We start from the raw sequence: 23,949 nt of genomic DNA on the forward strand, positions 1-23,949 counted from the left end.
ATATCTTTGAGTATCAAGTATTTGAACAGGCGAATAGGGTCTTTGGCACCACGACCATGAGTTAGATTATAATTCTTTTCTACTTCCTCTATGACAAATGAAAAGTCTACTAGTTCTTTGATTTTGCGAAGTATGTGATCTTTTTGAATAAGTATATCATATAAGTCAGCATATTTGCTAATCATCATTTCTTGTTGCCTTTTTAGCATAATAAGTCTCTCCTTTATTTTTTCTATACTTATTATATTCGACATCTACTCCCTAATCTCCTTTTTGCCACTTAAAAAACCTTATCATAATTTCTTATGATAAGGTTTGACTTTTTCAGTGACCTCCTATAAAGTAGGCTTTTTTTTATTGTCTACTCTATAGGATACATTTTATAAAATAGTTTTTTTAAATTGTCCTTGACAAAGGGTACATTTTACTCTTTGCAGGGCTTACTGTTTTCTATCCTCGTTCAAGGGAATATATACATTTTTTGTAAAACTTTTGTTCTTATTGAAATTTCAACATCTCCTAGCTGTGTTTTCTTTTAATCAATACTACCGACTCCACATGCATAGTTATTGGGTTTTGAATTAAAAGAAAACACTTGATATGTTCTAAACTATTATTTGGTAATTTAACAATATTATTACTTCTTTATTAAATAATACTACACTATATGCAAAAAACGTGTCACTAATACATAATGAAAATAGAGTTTAGTCAACTTACAACTTACTCAAATTTAGTGGCTATAAAATCTTAGAGAATTATAAATTAATTTTTATATAATTCCGCAAAAGTTATATTCTTAATGTTACACAGCAAATTATAAATAAACTTATCACAATTACTACTTGAATTAATAGCACTTATATCAACATTCATGAACATACTACCTATTTTGCTGGATTTTTTATCTTTCATTAAATGGTGGTCACATATTCCATGCCAAAGCATTCTAAATAAATAATTATAATTTCCTTTTCCATTAATACCTATATCTTCTAAAATATCAAAAACTGATGTGCTTTTCACTCTAAGGTTTTCATTATCATATAAATCAATAAAAGAATCAATTAAAATTTCTCTAAAATGATTAGTAATATTTTTTTCATTTTTGTTAATTTCTTTTAAAAAATTAATGATTTTTTCCTCATAAGTTAGAATTAAATTTTCTTTTATATTAAATAAAGCTCTAAATACAATCACTAATGAGAACAGTACTTCTTTATCGTTAGGTTTTTCAATTTTATCATGAGAACTCCAATTTCTTAATAATTTTATTATTTGAAAATATGTAAGCTTTGTTTTCACAGTTAGATTATCATCAAATTTTTCTTTAATATTTCCGTAAAATTTAGGGTGTTTTACGTTTATTACATCAAAATATAATGATGCTATTCTTACAATTTGAGAATAAATTAGCATTTTATTCTTTTGCTCTGGTTCACTTATTGGCAAATTAATTTTAATTTGATGTAACATTGCTTCTAAATCTGTTTTAGTAATTCTATTGTCTGGTTTGCATACTTTGTTAAATAGTAAAATACTCTCAAAATCATCATTAATTCTTTTTAACCAATAATTACACATTTGAATTATTATACCTCTTGTCTGATAATACGAAGTAGACTTTTCTTTAATCCATTTTCTAAACCTATTATTTTCACTACTACCTATAGATTCTTTCCTAAATGATTCAGGAGGAACTATTTTTGCAGCTTTGAATGCATTACTCCAGTCATTAGCTGTATTAGAATTCTTTTCAAAATTAATATCATTATTGTTAGACAATTTAATGATCCTATTCAGTTCATTTATTGCTTTAGCTCTATCTCCACTTTCAATAATATTAATTATATTATTAATTCCATCACCTAATAATTCAAAAGCTTCATCATCCTTTTCTAATTGTTCAATAATATAATCTACTTCTACTTCCTTGTCACTAATAATTCTCTTTAACTTTTCAACAATTTTTTTTCCTTCGCTATATCCTGTTTCATTGCCAGTTAACATAGCAATCCTTTCCTTAGGAAAACATTTATTCATAAGGTATATAAATATGTAATATCCTCCATTTTCTCTCATCTTATCATAATTTTCTGAATCAATATCACAAATTATATCTTTTAGTTTATCAACACATTCATCCTTATCTCCTAATTCTCTAAAATCAATATCAAGCACAACTAAGTCGAAATCTCCAAAATATTCGTCTATATATTTAAGTCCATCTAGAAAGTTTGTTATTACTGTTGTTTCAGCTAATTCCATTCCATAATTTTCTAGTTTTTGATTTATATCATTCTGATCGAAAATTTTTCCACCATCAAAATCTTCGATCCAAAGTACCCTCTTAACATCGGTATAATTATTTAGTAAGTTTTGCATATCCTTTCCCCCTTATAAATAAGTCTCTTCTGAATAAAATTGACATACTATATGTATTTTCGATTTTATTTACTTCAATATACTGTTTCAACTCATTTTCTCCTCTAAAATTTGAATTAATCATTTTCAAAACTTCCTCTAAGGATTTTATTCCTTCCTCTGTACCACCTCTATAAGTTCCAAAACCCTCATCTATTCTATTTGAAGTAACCAATCTTAAATAGTCTGTATTAAATACCCTAACCTCATCAAACTCTAATGTGCTTTTAAAATTGCTTTTTTTACTTCCATACGTCAATAAATTTATAAAAATCTCAATAAATACTTCTATAAGAAAATCACTTGCATAAGAATTTTTCTTAATTCTCAACATTTCCCACGATTCATTTTGCAATTTACAAATTTCCATCATATTTTTATTTATCCACTCAAAACATGATGCCTCATTTACTATTATACTTTTTTCAAAATCTACTCTTAATTTTTCCATATCCAAACCCACTAATTTGAATTCGTTTCTTATCCTCATTGCTCTTTCTGATGATTCCATAAATATTCTAAATAAAACCCTTTCTAATGCATAGTTAATTAAATGATCTAAACATACAATCTCATTGCTTAAATCATTTTGCTTAGCAATAGATTTTCTGAATCGAGTTTTTAATTCTACTGAATCATTAGAATGTCTTAACTCAAGCATTTTTATTTGCTGCTTCATCATATTTTCGTTATTATATGCAAATAATAATTTTTTTGCATCTTCTTTATATTCACTTGAATTTAATAGTTTCTTAGCAACATTCAAAACTACATCTGGATATAATATATTTGTCCATACGTGTGAATATCTTCTGACCATTGCAGTGTTTTTTTTGTTAAGAGCTTCAAGATTAAGATAGGCTTTTTTCAAGTCTCCTTTTGCCTGTTTAAGCTTTTCATTAGTTTCTAAAAGTAAATTTCTTTCTTTAACTAAATCCAAAAATATTTTTATCTCTTCAGCAGTACCTTCTGTTACTTCAATTGGAATCATAGGAATTCTTAATAAAACTTCTTTAGATATAATTTTATCTTTGAAAGATTTATACTCTTTTGTCCTATTTTCAACATTTTTAATGTATGGAAGTAACCCATCAAACTTAACCTCTATTCTTTCATCCAAATATTCCTTACCTTCTATTTTAGGTATATATATATTTCCATCGCATACAGATTCACCTAATAAAATTTGTATCATTACATTGCCTAATCTTCTTAAGCAATAACTAACATTTTCTTTATCATATTTAAGACCATCATGTCCTTTTCTTCTACTAAAAAGGCTTATAGCAGACCACATTAAAATATATAAATATGGTATCTCTAGATTGTATTTTTTTGTAAATTCATCTTTAGCTAATAAATGCATACAATCATAAATATATTCTTCTCTTTCCCAATAACCATCGTTATAACTAAATGATTTAATAATATACTTAATTAGTTTTCTTAAATATTTAATGACTTGATCTCCATCCTCTTTTAGTATAAATATTTCTTTAACTTTTTCTATAGTTTTATTACAAAGTGAATAAACATCTTCTCCTATTTTTTCTATTATACTCGGTACTACTTCATCTTTTATATCTTTTTCTAAATTTTCCAAAAAAATACCTATACATTTATTACAATACATAGCAAACAGCGTAGTTATTTTATTGTAATCTAACTCTGAACTCTTAATAGTTGAAACTATAATATTACTACAATCTTCTATATCTTTAGCATTCTTAATCTGATTTGCTATTATTAAAAATTCTCTTTTATTTGTATCAATACTGCTTCTTTTTACACATTTTAAATTTTTATTCATTCAATCATCCTCCTATTATAGGTAATAAGATTTAACACCTACACAAGACTATTTTAAACTTTATTTATAAAATTTAATAGTCAAAAACTATGCGAGAAGTTTTATCCATCACAGAAATGTTTACGTATTCTCTCAATAACTTTATTTCTAATACTTGTTGGTTCAACTACTATTACAGAACTACCAAGAGATAAAATATCTCTAACAATTTCTGACTCTTCAAAACTGTAATAGTACACTTTTAATATGTGCTTATTCTTTTCTTTATCAATATAAGCTTCTTTATCATAATGAGAAAACAAAGAAAAACAACGTTCTACAGTATTAAACCTATTCTCGACTTCCAGTACTAATGGATTTTTCAAGTTCTTTTTGCTATTAATAAAATTTAATATTTTGTCTTTAGTCTTAGTATCGATTTTATTCATAATCTCAATACTTTTAAAGCTTGATACATTAATTTTTATTACTCTATCGCAATCTATTGGTAATACTGCTACTCTATATTTATTGTTTCTTATTGAATATTCAATTCTATAGGGAAAACCGATTTTATCCTTGTATAATTTTCCTTTCTTGTTTATACTTGTATACTTAATTGACTTATCTTCTTGAATGGCAGTTGATAAAATTTTTAAAAAACTTTTAAATTTTTCATCTTCTAACTTGTCTCCATTTTTATCTATATTTTTTTGTATCCAATAATCTAAGTAATTCCATGTTTCTATAGTCTTTAATTTTTCTGTAAGTTTTTTAACAATAGTATCATCTATAATAGCTTTACTTTTAGGGTCTTCAATCAACATTTTTAACCACCGAAGTTCAATCTTTGTAGGTCTTATTGGGATATTGGAGTCAATAGATAGTGTATAATTGTTATTGTTTTCTTTTAATAATTTAATTCTCCTGCACTCATCAACATTTTTATGGCTATTTCTCGATTCTTTATTTAAAATTTGCCACACAAGTGAAGGCTCTATTTCATTGAAAGTATTATTCTTAAAGAAATTTATTATATCTTTTTCTTCATACTTTACTCCATTATATATGTCATTAATAATATTTTGAATACATTGAAAATATCTATTTTTATATTCATTAAATAGCTCCATAATTTTTAAGAGCCTCCTTCCAATCATTTTCTATTTTTTCATATAGATTATGATTGTCACTCTTCCTTACTTTTGCAAAACCTGCAAATGACCTAATCCAGGGTATTAATTCATTAGGATCTGTTACTTTTATCTTATATAAATATTTTCCTTTTTCAATTTTGTCGAGAGTTCCCCATTTTCCTTCCTTTAAAATTCTTTGAAGAATATATCCTTCTTCACTCTCATCAATAAAAAAATCAATTTCTACTTCTATTAACCCTTGATTTTCATTGAGTAAAACAGCACACCAACTATTTTCAATAAATTTATTATATTTTTCAAAATTTACTTTAGTACCAATATCTCCAGCTTCTGAAAACTTATTGATTTTATCTAATCTGTAAAGACTACATTTATTTGACATTTCATCTAAGCTAAATAAATATTGTCTTCCATAGCAATATTCAGTGATAATTTTTAAAGGTATTACTACTCTTGGATTCTTTTCATTGCGATAATAAAACTTCATCTTTCTACCATTTTTTATGCAATTTAAAATGCACGTAACAACCTCATCATCAATTATTCTGTTTAATAAATGATGTTTAAATATATAAATTTCTTTTTCGTTAAAATCATAGTTTCTTTCATGCTTTAAATAGTTTTTAATGGTATCCATTAAATAGTATCCAGGAACACTTATTAATGCCAAATTACTATAAAATTGAACTGCATAAAATATTTTAACTATTTCATCATTTGTAAAGTCTTTAAAAAAATCTTCCACCAAATTAAAAACTTTTCTGTTTTTTACATTCCTAGTTACTATGATTCCTTGTTCAATCATTTTATTGATTTTTCTTCTTATAGTACTCATATCAATATCTACTGACAATATCTCAGAAAGATTATCCATTATTTCCTTCATACTTAACTCTCGATTTTCTACATTTAAAATCTGTTGTATTAGAAAAAAATAATTTATATCATTTACAGTAAATGTTTTTATTAGATATGAATTAACTAAAAAATTTTCAGCGGTCTTAAACATATCATATTTAAATCCAATATACTTCTTATTACTTATGAAATTTTCATTCACCAATTCTTGATCAATAAAATATAAAATTCTTCTACGTTCATTATCATATTTTCTACCACTAATCCCTATACTTTCAAAATCTTCTCTGCCGTAGCACCCATAAATATATAAATGTCTTAGAACATTTCTTATAGTATCGTATGACTTGATAAAATTTTTATATGCCCCTTTTGCCATACTTATCACCTTCGCATAGTTTTTGAATAGTAATATATTTCTCACAATTATATAATACATATTGTCCCAGTATTTAACAAGTAATAAAGCCCATTAACAAAAAATTTTGTTAAACATTAAGTTCGCATAATTTTTGAAATGTAATGTTTAGAATTTGTATATATAATAATCAAGGGAGGTGAAACTACATGTCTTACATATGTTTTAAATGTCCATTTAAAGTTTTATGCTTGATTCTGAAACCATCTAAGTGCAGTAAGTAATTAAAAGTCTTAAACTATTATTAAAAATATTTTTTGGGAGGTCTTTCTATGGAAAATAAAAAGAAAACTGGAACAATATCTGCTGGTATTAAGGAAGTTTATGAATGTAAAGTTGGACTTGAAGCACTTTCAAGGGCTGGCCGAAACAAAAACCTACATGGTATTGTACACGAAGTTCTATATAAAGACGCTCAAAACTTAAATCCATCTAATATTATAAAAGGAGTCAAAGCTTCATTGTCTAAATCTTCAACTGCTATTAGAGATGATGTGGTTCTTATGCAAGCTGGTAAAGTTATCGGAAGATCGCAATTAAAGGATACTGCTAAATCAATAAGTCATACAGTTAAACAGGTTTCTTCAGGAAAATACCAAGGAACTGTTTTAATGGGAACTAAGGAAACAGTAAAGGCTTACAACAATGAAATAGCAAAACTAGCTTCAAAAGGTGTTAAAGTTACTCAAAAAATGAAATCTACAGGTATTTCTTCAGCAGATACCGCTCGTATAGCCTCAAAAACAATAGGTGGCAACTTAACTAGCAAAGTATTAACTAGTGCTGCTAAAGGGTCTGGTGCTATAGGTGCTGCTGTTTCAGGCGGTATAGAAGTCATATGTGCTGGCAAAGACCTTTTAGATGGTAGAATTGACGGAGAAGAATTTGCATCAAGGGTTATCAAAGAAACTGCTGGCGGGGGATTATCTGCAGCTGCTGGTGGTGTTGCAGCAACAGCAGCTGCAACTACCGCAGCGAGTATTTTAGCAACCACAACCGCTCCTGTTTGGGCCCCTGCTGCAATAGGGGTAGGTGCTGCAGTAGCAGTAGGTTCAGCTGTAAAAGGAATTTGGGATGCTATTTGGGGCTAAACTTTTTTAACTGTAAATTTTTCTATGCTTCAACAAAAGTAAACTTCTAGATTTTATACAATCATAAACATTCATCTTTCATGTTTCTACCAATGATGTTTACTTAGTATAATAAAGGATAGTATCATTTCTTTCAATGAAGTGGCTACCATAAAATATCTCATGAAATATGGTACTATCCTTCAAAAAATTAAAATAAAACTTCAACAGACTACTTTTACTTTAAATTTAAAAAAACAACTTCGCCTCTTAAAACTACAATGCACCTTAACTCAAAACATCCCTAACCACAACCCCTGTCTTCAAAACAAACTCTACTTCAACCAAAGATACAACTCTTATCTTTTCTACTAACACCCTAAATAATTCTTCATCAAATCTATTTATAGGTTCATGCTCCTTAAGTATTCTCTCTATCTCTCTAACTCTAGAGTAATTATTCTTACACTCCATTTCAGTTTTTGTATATGCTAGTCGCTTACTTCTTAAGTTTTCCATCTCCAAAACCAGTCTGTTGTATTCTTCATCATAAATATCACTGTCAATACTGCTTCTAGAATTTAGCCTTATTAGATTCGTTATCTGCTCCCTAAGTTCTTCAAGTCTTGAATCAATAGCTTTTATTTTTTCATCATCTTTATTTTCACTTAGAACTTTTTCTATATTGTCCATCATTTTCTTTATAAATCCATCACTATCCTTTATTACCTTATTAGTCACCCTAACAAATGCTGCCTTTAGCTTTTCTTCATCTACTGCTTTCATATTACAGCTTTTGGGACCGTTTTCATCTCTTGTTCTGCAGTTCCAAACATACTTCTTATATTTATCAGTAGGTCCCCACCTTTTTCTTCTGTATACTGCCCCACAATTCCCACAAATTATCTTCCCTGAGAATGGATACTTACTGCTGTGTTTTGACCTTCTTTCTTTATCACCAAAACCTCTAAGGTCTGAACGCCTTTTCATTTCTTTTTGAACAGCTTCAAACATCTCTTTACTTATTATAGCTGGATGGCTGTTTTCAACATAATATTGAGGTGCTTGTCCCTTATTCTTCACTCTCTTATGTGTTAAAAAATCTACCGTTATTGTCTTTTGAAGCAGAGCATCACCTTTGTATTTTTCATTCTTAAGCATTTTGGTTATAACCGTTGGGTGCCACTTCTTTTTTCCTGTAACAGTTGGTATGCCATCTTTTGTAAGACCTGCTGCAATTTTATCTGCACTTTTACCTTCAAGATATTCTTTAAAAATTCTTCTTACTATTTCAGCCTGCTCTTCATTGATGATAAGATCTCCATTTTCATCCTTATCATATCCCATAAACTTTTTGTGGTTTACCCTGACTTTACCTTGCTGAAAACGTCTTACAATTCCCCACCTACTGTTTTCACTGATTGACCGACTTTCATCTTGAGCCAAAGAACTTAAAATAGTAAGCAGTACTTCTCCCTTTGAATCCATAGTATCTATATTTTCTTTTTCAAAATAAACTCCTATACCTTTTTCTTTTAAAATCCTTACATATTTAAGGCAGTCAAGTGTATTTCTTGCAAATCGACTGATGGATTTGGTGATAATCATATCAAACTGCCCTGCCATTGCATCTTCAATCATTCTATTAAACTGGGCCCTATATTTTGTGTTGGTTCCAGTTATCCCTTCATCTGCATATATCCCTGCATACTCCCAATCCGGTCTTTTTCTAATATAGTCCTCATAATAAGTAACCTGAGCCTCATAACTTAAAAGCTGTTCATCAGTATCTGTACTAACCCTACAGTAAGCACATACTCTCTTCTTTGTTTCTTTTGGTAATCCTTTAATCACTGCTATAGGTTTGGCAGGAATTATCGATACTTTTTTAGCCATTCTTAAACCTCCTTACGCTAAGCCATTTTTACCTTTTTTCTTTATAAATTTTTCTTCTAGAATTATTCCATTTTTAAGTTCAAAACAGACATGATTTGGCGCTTTAACTAAAACCCTTTCTACTAGAGATTTAAAAACATCATCATCAAAGTCTGTAAGTAAACCATCATAGTTATTAAAGAAATTTTGTATTTTATCCATTCTAAGCTGTAGCTCTTCGTTGTTTTGTTTATAACCTGAATTATCTGATTGTATTTTCTTTAATTTATCCAGCTGCTTTTTAAGCTCCATATAATCTTTCTCATAATCTTCTGTAAAAATCTTTCCCTCTATTTGAAGTCGAATAAGCCTCTTAATTTCTTCAGTAATATTTTTAATTTCTTTTTCTACTTTAAACTTTTCAGCATTTTTATCTTCTAATCCCTTTTCTACATTTTTCATAAAGCTAGATAAAAACTTCTCTTTATCTTTATAAAATCTATTAAAAGCTCTAATAAAAACTGCCTTTAAAGTCATGTCATCAACAGCCTTCATGCTACAAGCATTTTTTCCTTCCTTTATATAAGTACTGCACTGCCAGACAATTTGTCTGCTTGGTGATTTACTGTTCCAAGTTCTTCTTTTAAATACTCCTGTGCAGTTGCCACATATAATCTTTCCACTAAAAGCATATCTATTTTGGTATTTATCTCTTTTCTCTGGTACATTTCCATACTTTGCAGCCCTATCAGCCATTATTTCCTGTACTCTATCAAACTCTTCCTTTGATATGATAGGCTCATGATGGTTTTTAACTAAATATTTAGGGCTTTCACCATCATTTCGTTTTCTTTTGTGAGTAAGGTAATCAAGGGTTACTGTCTTTTGCAGTAAAGCATCACCATAATATTTTTCATTACTGAGAATTCCTTTAATAGTACTTTCCTGCCACTTCTCTTTTCCCGTTATTGTTTTTATTCCATCCCTCTCAAGACCCTTTTTAATTTCATTCATACTTTTTCCCTCAAGATACTCTCTATAAATTCTCTTTACTATTTCAGCTTCTTTTGGATTTATTACAAGTTCACCTTTATCATTCATGTCATAACCTAAAAATCTTTTAGTAGCAACATTAATCTTACCTTCTTTAAATCTTTTTCCAATAGCCCATTTAATATTTTCCGACATATTCCTTGATTCATCCTGGGCAATTGAACTAAGTACTGAAAGGATTAATTCACTTTCAGCTCCTAAAGTGCTTATGTTTTCCCTTTCAAAATAAACACCTACATCAAGACTTCTTAGGAATCTTACTACTTCTAAACAATCTGCTGTGTTTCTTGCAAACCTTGAAATAGATTTAGTAATAATTAAATCTATTTTTCCTCTCTCACAATCTTTAATCATCCTATTAAACTCTACTCTTTTGGCTACTGTGGTACCTGATATTCCTTTATCTGCATATATCCCTACAAACTCCCATTTTGGATTGTCTTTAATATATCTTTCATAGTATGTAGTTTGTATTTCAAAAGACTCAGATTGTTTGCTGCTTCCTGTACTGACTCTGCAGTAGGCGCATACTTTTAGCTTTGTTTCCTTATTTGAAATGTCATCTAATTTATTGATTTTTACTGGTATGGTCCTTATCTTTTTCAAAATTCTACCTCCCTTCTTTAAGGTAGTAGTATGTTACCTCTATAACCCGCTCAAAGCAAGTAATTTACTCTGTGGGAACACATAGAAAACGATAAAAAAATATGGACCTGAAACTCGTAAGTTCAGGCCCAGTCTTCCTATTTTTTATGGCTATCATATTCTTCTTCAGCTTCATGTATAAGCTCAATTAATATCCTGCCTTTATTCATCTTTACATTCATTTCTTTCCCCGGCAGAAACCCGAGTTCTTTCAGCCACTTACCTTGAAGTCTTATACACGGTATGTTTCTTGATGAATTTATAGGTGCTTCGTAGACCTTTAATTTTCTTACTTTCAATTCAAAGCCCTCCTTCTAGTTTATGAATGTTAACTCTAAAGGCTCTGATTATCAAGTATTTTTACTATTTATTAAAGGTCTTTTTATTTTCTGCATCGATCCTGTGAAATTCTTCTTCATTAATAAGTTTCTTTTTTAAAAGCTCTTTTAATAAAGCTCTACTCATTACATACAGAGGTGTTTCTTTATTCATCATATTTACCTTCTTTCTTATTTATAACTTCTGCTATTCTTTCAATTAATACAGCAGCATATTCTCCCTTTACCGTTTTCCCTTTAACTGCATTTTGCAGCCAATAATCTGGTGAATTAATAATTCCTATTTCCGTTAGATTCTTCAAATCCCTCTCTAATTCATTCACAGCTTTTTCTCTTAATTTCCTTTTAAACTCCAACCACTTTCCCCAGTTATTTTCACTCATACTCCTAGGACATATCTTTCTGCTGACATCATAATGTCTTACAACTCTATCTAAAGGAACATCATGCTTTTCCATAAGATACTTAACTAAATCTACTGTATTTTCTACTGCCTTATCATAGTCTCCATCTTCATTAACACAAACTTCAATACCTATAGAGTTGTGATTTGTTATGCTGTACTTTCCTTCTCCATCACCACAGCGTAGTGTCAAAAGTTTTTGCTTGAAATGCCTGTGAAATTAGTATTTTCAAGGGCAAAGATGCTTTTATTTTGTAAACATTTTTTATAAAATTTCCAGTAAAAATCGAAATTTAGGTATTAAAACAATTTAATTTATTTAGTTATGACATCCTTTATACTTTTCATTTTTTTAAATTACTAGAATGGTGGTGTCATGCCACTTTGCTCCAGTAGTGGTAGGAATATCTTCTACATTAAATTCCTTTGCAATAGTAAAACTTCCTTTCCCACTTAGGTACTCTTTAAAAATTCTTCTTACAATTTTTGCTTCATCTTCATTAATGATAAGTTTTCCATATTCATCTTTATCGTAGCCTAGAAATCTTGTGGTTTTTATCATGAATTCTCCTTTTTCAAATCTCTTTCTACTCTCCACTTTAGATTCTCGCTTACGTTTTTACTTTCTTCCTGTGCAAATGAAAAGAAGACGGTAAGCATTAACTCACCGTCTGCCGTCCCTTTATCATAAAAATCTCGTAATAATATCTAATACTTCATTTAAAATTTCATTATAAAGACCATAGCATTTAGATTTTGATAATTCCACACCTTTATTTTTATATTTGTAAAATATATTTTCTTTAAAATCTCTATACAATGTTGAACAAACTGTCTCCTTTACTTTTTTTCCATGAATATCATAATCTGTATTCCAATATATATAAGGAGTTTTTTTCTCATCTAATAATTTTGTTGTAATAATCTTTAAATTTTTATCATAATAAAATCTTATATAATATTTTTTATATTCTTTTATATAATCAATTTCTAATACCCGATCTTTTAATACGTTTATTTCAGAGTATAAAATATACAAAGTTAAATACTCTATTCCTATTCCATTGAAATTTTCTAGATAATTACATAGTTTACCTTTTTTCTTTTTGAATACAAGATCAATAAATATTTGCATTTTCCCTATTTCAGAAACTGATATATTCATTAAAGAAGATATTTTTTTTAATAAAATGTTATCTATTTCTAAATTATAATTTTTGCTCAACAAGAAAACATCCATTATCATGCAATATCTAATTTTTTCTAATCTTAATTCTTTAACTAAAATATCTTCAATATTCCTTTCAGACAACATAAAAAGATTTTCTAATTTACTTTTTAACAAGTCGCTAATCTCATAAAAATTGTCTAATTTATCTAAAATAAATTTCTTATCATATTTTTTAAAAATTAAAACTATACTCATAAAATAAGTACATTTTATATTCATATTTTCTTGATTAATCGGATGTTCAATTTTCTCTTTCTCATCAAATTGATTTTCTAAGTCTTTTTTTTTATTATTTTCAATATTTATTTCTTTTAAAATTGACAATAAAGACATTATATCAATCCTCGTCTTTCAAATTCTGGAATAAATTCATCTAAAAACTCTGACATTTCTTCATGTGGATCTATTACAGTAATCTTTTTCTCATCTATTCTGCAATCAACAATATTATCTTCTGATTTATCAATATATAAGTAAATATTATTCTTTGAAGTAAGATAAACATTTCTAAAATTAATAGAACACGTACAATCAAATACTAATCCTTCTTCCTCATATACATTTCTAGACATAATTTGCTCTTTTTCTCCAACTAAATATACCTTTGGTTCATTTATTCCTATATACGTAATCCAATTTTTGTTTGGCTCATTTTTTCTTATTTCAAATTCATCTCCACAAAGATAGACAGTTTTATTAAAAAAACCGCCATTTTCTTTAATTTCTCTTTCCTCTAGATCGTTTAGTTCTTTATTTGAAAAAACAACATATTTATAATTTTCTATAACTTCTGAATTATTCGTTACTTTTTTTATTCTATTAATCTTTATCCATTTTTCTTTTTGTTCCTTTATCAAATTCTTCAATCTCTTGTCAGCTTTATCTAAATCTATAAGATTATAAATATAATTAAAAGTTTCTTCATTAATCCACTCACAATATTCAAATATCCAATACATTAACGAATAATTATCTTCATAAAGTATTTCACTTATCTTATTTATATCTTTAAGTTCTTCTTCTGATAGTTCAAATATCCTTGCAAATTCTTTTAAAACTTCTTTACCATCCCCATCAAAATTTTTAGAATCAAAATAAATCATATGCATGTCAATTAAAAGTATATGCTTATATTTGTCAATCTCTTCCTTTGCAGAAAAAATTAATTCTCTATTCATATTTAAAATTATATTATCTAACTTTTTTATTATATTTTTCGGAAGTAAAAAATGTTTTAAATAATCAGAGAATTTATTGTAATTAATTTCTTTTGCAAAAGCAGCAATCAAAGTTAAATAAGGAATCTTTACGGATAATTCTTTACTTTCCATTATATGAACCTTCTCTTTGTTATACATCATTTCCATTTACCCCCATAAGTTTTAAATCTTCTTCTATTTTAGAAATTAATTCTTTGTGACTTTTTATAGAGTTTTCCTTGTTTTTGATATATTCCCTTAAATTATTAATTTCTTTTCTAATATCATTTAGTACATTATCAATATATTCTTTTTGCGTATTTTCTAAAGATGCAACTATTTCTTTTGTTTTTTTATCTACTGCTATTTTAATATCTTCTACTACTTTTCTTATTACTTCTCTTTGTACTTCCCTTAATCTTTCTATATCTGATTCTTTTACTCTATCACTGCTAAATTGATTTGCAATTATATCACTATAATTTTGTTCTTCAAATTCTATTTCAGGTATAGTAATTTTATTTATGACACGCTTCACAGGTATAATTACATCTTGTACATCAAAGTTTTCATCGCCTAAATTGAAGACACTTAAAGTAGCTTTTTTTATTTCAGCTTTAAATTTAGGCATATCAACAATATCTATGATAACTTCTTTTAACCTCTTTTCAGATTCATATACAAATTCTTCAATTTGCTCAATAGATTCATATATATTTGCATATCGATATGTTATAGTTCTACTACGTGTTTCTTTCTTTCCCCAAGTCCATGGCTTATACCATTTAGATACACTTACTGTGTAAGTTTCTGTATAACTCTCGCTTTTTACATTAACATTTGAAAAATGTCTAGATACCTGCTTTATATCAGTAAGCAGCAGAGAAAATTCCTGTTTAATTTTTAATATTAAATTTTCAAAACATATTTCTATTTCATTCTTCCCTTTATTCAAACGTTTAGTAATTTCTTTTTCTTTTTTATACAAGCTTTCTAAATCTTCTTTTTCAATTCTATTAAGTTTATTCTGTAATTCTTTTTTTATAGCCTGTAATTTTGTATGAAATCTATCTTCAATTCCATCTACGAGATTTTCTAATCTAGAATTTAAAATTTCTTCTTTTTTCAATTTTTGTTCTTGAAGTTTCTCAAATACTAATTCCATATTTGAAAGTTCAATCAACAAATCCTCATCAAATACTAAACCTTGATACATATTATTGTATAAATTAAGAAAATGTTTTTCTTCATTATCTAAATCATCATAGTGCTTTGAAATATTGTATGCCATAGCAGATATAAAAATCGGTGGAAGAGATTTATTTAATTCTTTTATTATTTCCTTTTCTCTATCTCCTTCGCATCTCTCTTGTAAATTTCTAAATGTATCTTCTACATACTTTTCTAATCGAATCTCCAAATTGTCTAATAATTGGGTAATATTTTTATATTTTTTATATTCTTGTAGCATAGCTGAATCCAATTGACTTCCTATTAAAACTATATTTTTAATACCCTTAGCAGGTAAATTTTGTGCCAAAAGTTCTATGTCCGCTGTATCAATGAATTGCCCACAATAACTCAATACAAAAACAACATCACATTGACCAAGATACTTCTTTGTTCTTCTTCCCCTTGATATAACTGGGTCATTTATCCCCGGTGTATCTACAATCTCAATATCCTTCAATATTGGGTCATCATAATAAACACAACTATTTCGAACTATAGGAGTAAATTTCCCATCTGTTCCCACATAATCTTTCAATAATTCCATTAAATCTTCAACATTTGAAACATTTTCTATAGTTTCTTTTTTTCCAAGATATTTTTCAACTAATAATCCACTTTTTCTTACCATACTGACCAATTCATAGGATGCCTTATATTCTTCTGGAATTCCTGCAGTAGCTAATATATCTGCTGTCTGAACTTTCCTTTTATAATTATTAGACCTTCCGAATAATCCTCCACTTTCTACTTCCTTTTGCATCTTCTCCTCTAAATCTTTTTTTGTTTCATTATATATTCTTTCAAACTCTTTAGCCATATTTAAAATAGTATTCCATTCTTCAGCATCATAAAATTCAATTTCAGCCTTTACCTTTGGTGCATATTTTATAACAGTAAGTGACGCTGTCATTGGAGTTGCTGCCTTTGGTAAAACTCCATTTCCTTCAAATATTAATGCATTCAAAAAAGAAGATTTTCCTACTTTAACTTGTCCTACTATTCCTATTCTAAGTAATCTTCCTGTATTTCTTGCATTTTCTACATCCTTTAAAAAATCCTGTATGTCTCTTTGCAGCTCTCTATAATGCTCCCTCATTAATTCTTCATAATTTTTATATTTATTTAATATATTTGAAAGTTGATTTACCTTTTTCTCAATATCTACTTTTATCTCTACCATTTATAACACCTCCTTATAGATTCACTACAACCTTTATAGCTTTTTTAACCCTATCTATTTCAACAATTTGAACATCAACCTCTTTTCCTACATAAAATAATTCTTCAACATTATTAGAATATTTTTCTTTAATATCATCAATAAAAATCATAACCTGCTCTCCAAAACCACATTCTATATATAATCCAAAAGCATTCATCTTTGAAATTTTTCCACTTATTTTCATGTCTTCCTTTAAATCGGATAATACTTTTTCATCTCGCAAGCCTGCAACTCCAAATATTCCTCTATCTTCCTTGTTCTCTTCAACTACGTTTAGGTTGCTTATTATTTTACCTATTATTTCATTTACTCTATCGGATAAACTTTGGAACTCCGCTAAAATTCTCTTCTGTTTTTTGATTTTTTTCTGACACTCTTCAATTAATTTTCTAAATTCCACATGTTTATCTTGTTCTAACAAATCTATATTCACGGCAATTTCATTTAACAGCTTCAATTTTTCCTTAGCCTTTATCATTTCATTATGATTGTAGATTTCAAAAACTTCAAATATCTTATCAAACTCTTGCTTTACAGTAGTACATTTTATTCTGCTATTGATCTTTTCTAAAAAATTCTGAAGCTTATTGCCACCTATTTCATTATCCTTAGATGCAAGGGAATTGTATGCAATTACTTCCTCTGCCATTATTCCTTCTTCTTCGAATCTTCTTTTAGCATCTTCCAGTACGTTTTTTATTTGTTCTGAAGTCTTTAAATCTGCTTTATTAAATACTACAAATATTGGTCTTTGAAATTTCAAATCCTTTATAAATTTAATATCGCTATCGGGTATAGTTCCCTTTGATACATCTACAAGCCATATAATATAATCTGCACTGCTTAAATATTCCTTTGCTATCTTTTCATCTGTATTATCTGCCCTATTTAACGCATCTGCTTTACTATATCCCGGTGTATCTAAAAAAGAAATATTTTTATATGGAAATCTTGAAGTCTCTATGACCAATTTTTTTATTATATGGCTAAAGCTAACATTATATTTTTTGTTAAAATCGTGGCTTATAGCCTTTACAGCCTCTCTATTTATAGGTACTTTAAGATTGAAACTATTTAATGCATATATTATTTCTTCCTGTCCATATGTTATATATGAAGGAATTGAAGTAGTCGGAGTTGTATCTGTAGGTAATATATTATCTTTTAATATAGAGTTTAAAAATTGGGATTTACCTGCACTAAATCCTCCACCAATAGCTATTATATTTTTATTGGCAAGGGCATTAAACTCTGTCAAATCTTCTACATTATCGAATGCTTTTTTAAGTTTTTCATACATTTCTGCTTCATTTGGAAGATTTTCCATAGAGCATATGTTTATAAAGTCATATCTGATAATTTTATCTAATTTGCTCAACAGCTGTACCATAGTTTCTTTTGTTTTAGACATGGAAATAAGACTTGAAATTAGCTCCATACCCTTTTCAGGATTATCTAAATATTCGTTTTTTATTAAATTTTGTTTTCTCTCTTCTCTACTACTTCTAAGAGCCATATATATATCTGTCCTTTCTCTATAAAATATCTTATAGATAACTACAATTTTTTATTATCAGCAGGACCTGTATATATAAATTTGTAATTTTCGACTCTTAAATTACCACTAATCTTTGGTTCAAAAACTATAACTGCAAGTCTATTACCTTCTGATTTTTCAAAAACATATTCTCTTATTAATATTCTGCTATTACCTTTATCGTTTTGAACAATATCATTTAATCCGTTATTTTTAAAAAATAAAATTGCTTATTTCTAAATTATAGAAATTTTTGTCCAATTACTGAATCACAAAAATCACAATTAATAAATATATCTCGTAGTTTTCCAGAAATAAGTATTGCCTTATAATAATGCTTTAGACTTATTTTCATTGCGTCTGACAGATACAGGAAATTGTCGAACGGATCCCGTAAATCCAAACCATTTATTTCAGAACAATATATACCACCTCTAATAAATTTGCAATTTTTCACAGTATTGATTCCTCTCTTAATATATGAGAAGTATATTGTCAAATAATTACTTTCTTGTGATTTCTCAAAATTGCAATTATCGATTATAGTTTCAACTTTATGACTGTTATAAATAATATCATTCAAACTATTATTCTTGAATATAGAATCCTTTATTTTTATACCTGAATTATTTGATAAATATATGCAATTTTTATTGTTAACAAAAGTACACATTTCTATATTTAGTTGCGGTGTCCTTTCAACATATAATACATTGAAAAACTTAATATCCTTAAACTTTGTATCTACAATATTTACATTTTCCCCATCTGTAATGGATACCAAAATAGTTTTATCTATTTTTTCTATATTAGAATAATATTCTTTATTGTTATATTTGCTCTTTTTAGATTTAATTTCAACATCTTCAAAGTCCCCTATAGTACTGAAGGTACATCCATAACAATCAAAGTTGCTTACAGATATAATGGACTCTTGGTCTAATTTTACATTACAATTTTTCATGATTACATTTCCAGTACTTAATATTCTGCCTCCTGTAAATGTCAAATTACAATTTTCAAATTCTATTTCAGCATCCTTTCCAATAATTATATTCCCTATTATCCTTAAGGTTTTTCCTTTTATTTCTCTTTTCCCTTCTGTTATATTTTCATCTCCTAAAACTAAAACGCCAAGCTGCTTTACATAGTATGGAAATACCGATTTATCAATACCTTTTATATCGGACAGTACCTCAAGTACTTTTTTTTCATTTTTTTCCATATATACTTCTGCAAAATCTAAAAATTGTTGACTTAAATGTTTTGATATATTTATCATCTCTGAAAATAGAAAAAATCCTTCCTTTTCCGATTCTTCAAGTACTTTATCTGCCCATAAAGCTACAGCTGTATCTAGTAAAAATCTATATTCTAATTCATTTTCTTTAATAGTTTCTATAATTTGTTTTATTTGCTCTTGAGATGGATTTTTAGATATATTTATAATCTTTTCTTTAGTGCTTTCCGGCAGTCTCATCCCTTTTATCAAAAATTCTATATGCTTCATCTCATCTTTATCTATCTTCTCATCTGTATTACTCATCAATGCTATTCCCGATAAATACGTAATCTTCAAATCTACATCCTCATCTGCAAGAGGATGCTCTGGAACTTCTACTATATCTTCTTTTACTTCTTTAAGCATATCTAATATTGACATTTCTATCTTCTCCTTACTTTTTTTCTATAGCTTCCAATTCTTTTATATCTTTTTCTATCTCTGCTTTTTCTTTCTCTATTTCTCCTTTCCCTTTTTTTATTTGATTTTCTAATCTTTCAATATTCCTATTAGTTTCGATTTTTATGTCATTGACCTTTCGCTCTAGGACTTCAAAAAATTTCTCAGCACTTTTATACAAAGTTTCTTTAGCTTTTTCTCTAATATTTTCAGCTACTTGTAAAATTAAATCATCTAATTGATTTTTCATTTCTTGTTCCTTCTTCTTTTTCATGAATAATCCAATTCCTGCTGCTATCACTCCCCCGATAGGACCAAGTAAAATCCATCCAGCAGCTCCTATAGCTATAATTGAAGTCGTATCAAGTTTATTTATATTAGTAACTGTATCATCGATTGATACAGAAACCTTTTCATCATAATCTAATATAGAATATATATTTTTAGATATATATTGGGATAATTTTTCAGCTGACTCTTCAAATACTTTTCTAGCCCGCTCATTTAATGAAACCCTCATAGTATTTTGCACAAATCCCTCTATCTTTCCTTGTATAGGTAAATTCTTTCTCAATCTTTCAAATAAACTTGACTTGTTCTGTTCTAAAACTGTACGGACATCATTAACTACATATTGGGGAATTTCATTTTGGCATTTATTCATTACTATTCTTTTTTCTTTTTCTAAGATTCTTTCTAATTCTTCTATATTTCTTTTTAGCTCCTTTTTCTTCCTTTCTAAATCATATATTGAGATATTTTCTACATTCATTAGCAACTTAAGTTTTCTTTTTGTTTTTTCAGCTATTTCTAAAATTAATGGATAAAATTTATCCTTCATAAGTTTATCTTTTTTTATCTCTATCATTTGAATAGCTTTTTCGAAATCTTTTACATCATTTTGAAATGAAGATACCTTTCCTGCAAAAACTTCACAGCCTGTTAATCTTTCTATATTCCTTTTATTATTCAAGAGTATATTATCTATTGAATCAGGCGATCGCAATTCTTTTTTGGTCATGATAACACTGATGTCACTACCGTAAAGAGAAAATTCACATATGAATTCCTGAACGCTATCTTTTAAGCCTTGTGATGTTTCGATACATAGAATAAAGGAAACCCCTTCCTTGACATAATTAAAAATTGCTTTATTATGGTTATCTATATTAGAATCCAGTCCCGGCATATCAACTAATACTATATCCCTATGTTTTTCTAAGGCTTCATTATCCAAATGGACCTCTATATATTTAAGATGATCAGTATTTTTTAAAACACTGTTCAATTTTGAAATAGGTATTTCAAGCTCTCTGTTATCTAAATAATGAAGTATTGCTTTTTCTTCTCTCCTCAATGAAGGATGTAATTCTGTAGCAATACAAGTTTCTGGCAATAAATCATCATCTAAAATTTTTCTTTTCATATAAGTATTAAGTAATGTAGATTTCCCTGAACTAAAGGCTCCAATAACAGGCACTATTATCTTAAACTTTTCAATTTTATCCTTTAATTCATCCATCTCCTTTAGCTCAACTTCACTAAATTTATTTTTTTTGGCTATCTCTTTTATTTTATTTATCTTATCTATATAATTTTTTTTAATTCCATCTAAAGATTTATTTGACAATACTTTATAGCCTGATTTCTTTAGATTAAAAAGTAATTCTAAAACCAAATCAAATACCGGTATATCTAAATCCTTTGAATTCTTATAATATATAATATCTAAACTTTGTTCCATGTTTTCATTTGCAACATCAGTTTCAATTACCTCTATAGAACTTAATAATGTCTTTGTATCTTGAACATTCTTTTCTTTGTATAAGCCTTTAAAAATTCGCCCTATAATAGATTTATCTTTTGATATTGCATCAAAAAATTCTCCATATGTAATTAAGTCCTTTTCAATATTTAAATCTATTAAAGCACTTTGTAATGCTTTCATATCCCTATTATTCCAATTACTCTTTGTAAGGTGATAAAAATCATTAACTATACATACAATTTTTTTTATAGTAGATAAATTTCTGTATTCTACACCATTGAATGTATGTACTTTAATATTACTTAGCCATTCTTGTATTTCCATTCTATTTTCTAACTCAACAATTCTATCTCGATTTTCTAAAATCTTTCTTCTAAATTTTAAAAACATCAAACTCATACTTCTGTATACATCTATATACTGTTTATTGATGTCTTCAGCCATTGTAGAAATTTCATTGAATATTAAATTCATTTTGTTATTTAGTGCAGCAGAAAGTTCTAAAGTCATAAGATTCTTTTTATGCATGTTTAAAAGTAATGCATATGATGCGTATTGAGCAATTGCAAGATTTTTTTGTCCTGATGATACAATTTCTTGATTTTTACCTGTTATGTTTCCTAAAATTCTTTTAAAAAGACTTTGCTCTTTCAATTCATTAGTTTGTCCATCAATACAAGAAAGATATCCAATGGCTTCTAACGCTGCATTTTGAATATCAGAACTGTTGTCTATGTTTTTTTCTAAATACTTTTCTATTTCTAACCTAATATTTTTTCTCTCTATTTCATTTAATAAATTATAGTTTTCTTCCGTAAGCAAATTTCTCTCTGGTATAGGTATAAAGCTGCTACTTTCATCATCTAGTTTATCATTTACTATCATATGATTAAATTTTTTTATTGCTTGTTGAATTTGAATACGTTCATTATATGTTTGGGTTATTTTATTCTTAATTTCCTCATTTCCTTTTTCTCTCTCCTTTATTTTCTTTAATATCCTTTCATATTTTTCTTCTATCTCTAATAATTCTCTAAACTTTGATAAAATTAAACACGCATCTTCATATCCTTGTTTCATTCTTATTTTACAACCTTCATTTGAAAAATCTAATGTTCCTTTAATGAATCCTCCTAAATCTCTTCTAGGTACTATGGAAATTATATTTGTATTTGGAAATCTCCCTTTATCAATGACAGTCTTTCTATTTAGATGTACAACGATAATTGTATCGCAGTTCATTTCATATACCGGTTGAATAGGTGTATTATCAACTAATCCTCCATCAAAATAAATTTCTCCATCTATATTAATCTCATCAAATACTCCCGGAATGGCACTAGAAGCAAGTAAAATTTTTTTTATTCTTTCATCATCGTATTTATTTACTTCAAAGTACTTCTCTGTCCTATTTTTTACATTGCAGGTGCAGGCAAAAAATGTAATATCCGAATTTTGTATTTTACTACATTCTAAGACTTCATCTAAAACCTTTTTTAAGCCTTCTTGGCTAAATAATCCTCTTGTCCTTATAAAAGTAGGAATCATACTTAAATCTACATATTTGGCTAACTTATTTCGAGAAAATTTTTTAATAATATCTTCAATGTTTATTGTTAAGATTCCCTTTGTTTCTATATCATTCCAAACATCTATAGCCTTTTTTAAATCGCCTTGTACATATAAAGAAGCATTTAAAGCTCCTACAGAAGTACCTGAGATTGCTATTGGCTTTATATTAAATTCATTTAAAGCCTTCCATACGCCTATTTCATAGGCACCCTTTCCTCCTCCACCGGAAAAGACTAAGCCAATTTTTTTCATGCTTTAAACCTCACTTCTGTATAAGTTTTTTAAATTTATAATCTATTATTAGAAAAATCTATAATTTTATAAGTTTCTCTATTTTGGGATAAATTCCTTCGTCTATTTTTATCGAAAAATGTTTAAATATCGTTGTTTATCATATTACCTCTTTAATTTTTTTATCAAATCTTTACAAAAAAGAACCCACATTAATGCAGGGATAAAGTTTGATTTGCCTACAT

Annotated in this window: 18 protein-coding genes; 1 reads left to right on the forward strand and 17 read right to left on the reverse strand. The window is 27.8% G+C overall.

Annotated elements, in window-relative coordinates:
* From BUA90_RS08575 to BUA90_RS08595, 5 genes are all read right to left on the reverse strand, one after another.
* On the reverse strand, positions 1–209 hold a 209-nt coding region (locus BUA90_RS08575), incomplete at its 3' end, for a transposase (RefSeq protein WP_465220310.1).
* Between the two features lie 556 nt (positions 210–765).
* Positions 766–2,385: a hypothetical protein gene (locus tag BUA90_RS08580; RefSeq protein ID WP_072967664.1), complete on the reverse strand. Its 1,620-nt coding sequence runs from the start codon at positions 2,383–2,385 to the stop codon at positions 766–768.
* Positions 2,366–4,234, reverse strand: coding sequence for a hypothetical protein (locus BUA90_RS08585; protein WP_072967666.1), 1,869 nt, complete (start codon positions 4,232–4,234; stop codon positions 2,366–2,368). The genes BUA90_RS08580 and BUA90_RS08585 overlap by 20 nt, the downstream gene beginning before the upstream one ends.
* A gap of 101 nt (positions 4,235–4,335) precedes the next feature.
* Positions 4,336–5,346 (reverse strand): WYL domain-containing protein, encoded by a 1,011-nt coding sequence (locus tag BUA90_RS08590; RefSeq protein ID WP_072967668.1) that lies wholly within the window; start codon positions 5,344–5,346, stop codon positions 4,336–4,338.
* Positions 5,333–6,607 carry a helix-turn-helix transcriptional regulator gene (locus BUA90_RS08595; RefSeq protein WP_072967670.1) on the reverse strand — a complete coding sequence of 425 codons (1,275 nt, stop codon included), beginning with the start codon at positions 6,605–6,607 and terminating at the stop codon, positions 5,333–5,335. Before BUA90_RS08595 ends, BUA90_RS08590 begins: the two co-directional genes overlap by 14 nt.
* Before the next feature lie 311 nt (positions 6,608–6,918).
* On the opposite strand from BUA90_RS08595, the gene BUA90_RS08600 reads away from it, so the two are divergent.
* Complete coding sequence (locus BUA90_RS08600) at positions 6,919–7,737, forward strand: hypothetical protein (RefSeq protein WP_072967672.1); 819 nt, start codon at positions 6,919–6,921, stop codon at positions 7,735–7,737.
* A 267-nt stretch (positions 7,738–8,004) separates the two neighbouring features.
* On the opposite strand, the gene BUA90_RS08605 is transcribed toward BUA90_RS08600, so the two are convergent.
* The 12 genes from BUA90_RS08605 to BUA90_RS08655 form a co-directional block, all read right to left on the reverse strand.
* Positions 8,005–9,612 (reverse strand): recombinase family protein, encoded by a 1,608-nt coding sequence (locus tag BUA90_RS08605; protein ID WP_072967674.1) that lies wholly within the window; start codon positions 9,610–9,612, stop codon positions 8,005–8,007.
* Between the two features lie 12 nt (positions 9,613–9,624).
* Positions 9,625–11,250 (reverse strand): recombinase family protein, encoded by a 1,626-nt coding sequence (locus tag BUA90_RS08610; protein WP_072967677.1) that lies wholly within the window; start codon positions 11,248–11,250, stop codon positions 9,625–9,627.
* Positions 11,251–11,387: 137 nt separating this feature from the next.
* Entirely contained in the window at positions 11,388–11,588 is a 201-nt protein-coding gene (locus tag BUA90_RS08615) for a SymE family type I addiction module toxin (protein ID WP_072967679.1), read from the reverse strand.
* Between the two features lie 64 nt (positions 11,589–11,652).
* Positions 11,653–11,781, reverse strand: a complete 129-nt coding sequence (locus tag BUA90_RS12705) for an SHOCT domain-containing protein (RefSeq protein WP_278302461.1) — start codon at positions 11,779–11,781, stop codon at positions 11,653–11,655.
* Complete coding sequence (locus BUA90_RS08620; RefSeq protein ID WP_072967681.1) at positions 11,774–12,223, reverse strand: peptidoglycan recognition protein family protein; 450 nt, start codon at positions 12,221–12,223, stop codon at positions 11,774–11,776. The genes BUA90_RS12705 and BUA90_RS08620 overlap by 8 nt, the downstream gene beginning before the upstream one ends.
* A 159-nt stretch (positions 12,224–12,382) precedes the next feature.
* Positions 12,383–12,628 (reverse strand): recombinase family protein, encoded by a 246-nt coding sequence (locus BUA90_RS08625; RefSeq protein WP_242945068.1) that lies wholly within the window; start codon positions 12,626–12,628, stop codon positions 12,383–12,385.
* An 87-nt stretch (positions 12,629–12,715) separates the two neighbouring features.
* Positions 12,716–13,594, reverse strand: coding sequence for a hypothetical protein (locus BUA90_RS08630; protein WP_072967685.1), 879 nt, complete (start codon positions 13,592–13,594; stop codon positions 12,716–12,718).
* A complete protein-coding gene (locus tag BUA90_RS08635) occupies positions 13,594–14,622 on the reverse strand; it encodes a hypothetical protein (RefSeq protein WP_072967687.1) in 1,029 nt (342 codons plus the stop codon). Before BUA90_RS08635 ends, BUA90_RS08630 begins: the two co-directional genes overlap by 1 nt.
* Positions 14,612–16,873 carry a dynamin family protein gene (locus BUA90_RS08640; protein ID WP_072967689.1) on the reverse strand — a complete coding sequence of 754 codons (2,262 nt, stop codon included), beginning with the start codon at positions 16,871–16,873 and terminating at the stop codon, positions 14,612–14,614. The genes BUA90_RS08635 and BUA90_RS08640 overlap by 11 nt, the downstream gene beginning before the upstream one ends.
* A gap of 13 nt (positions 16,874–16,886) precedes the next feature.
* Positions 16,887–18,431 (reverse strand): dynamin family protein, encoded by a 1,545-nt coding sequence (locus BUA90_RS08645; protein ID WP_072967691.1) that lies wholly within the window; start codon positions 18,429–18,431, stop codon positions 16,887–16,889.
* 262 nt (positions 18,432–18,693) lie between these two features.
* Positions 18,694–20,115, reverse strand: a complete 1,422-nt coding sequence (locus BUA90_RS08650; RefSeq protein ID WP_072967693.1) for a right-handed parallel beta-helix repeat-containing protein — start codon at positions 20,113–20,115, stop codon at positions 18,694–18,696.
* A gap of 13 nt (positions 20,116–20,128) precedes the next feature.
* Positions 20,129–23,725 (reverse strand): patatin-like phospholipase family protein, encoded by a 3,597-nt coding sequence (locus BUA90_RS08655; RefSeq protein ID WP_072967696.1) that lies wholly within the window; start codon positions 23,723–23,725, stop codon positions 20,129–20,131.
* Between the last annotated feature and the right edge of the window lie 224 nt (positions 23,726–23,949).

This window comes from Caminicella sporogenes DSM 14501, assembly GCF_900142285.1.
GTDB classification, from domain to species: domain Bacteria; phylum Bacillota; class Clostridia; order Peptostreptococcales; family Caminicellaceae; genus Caminicella; species Caminicella sporogenes.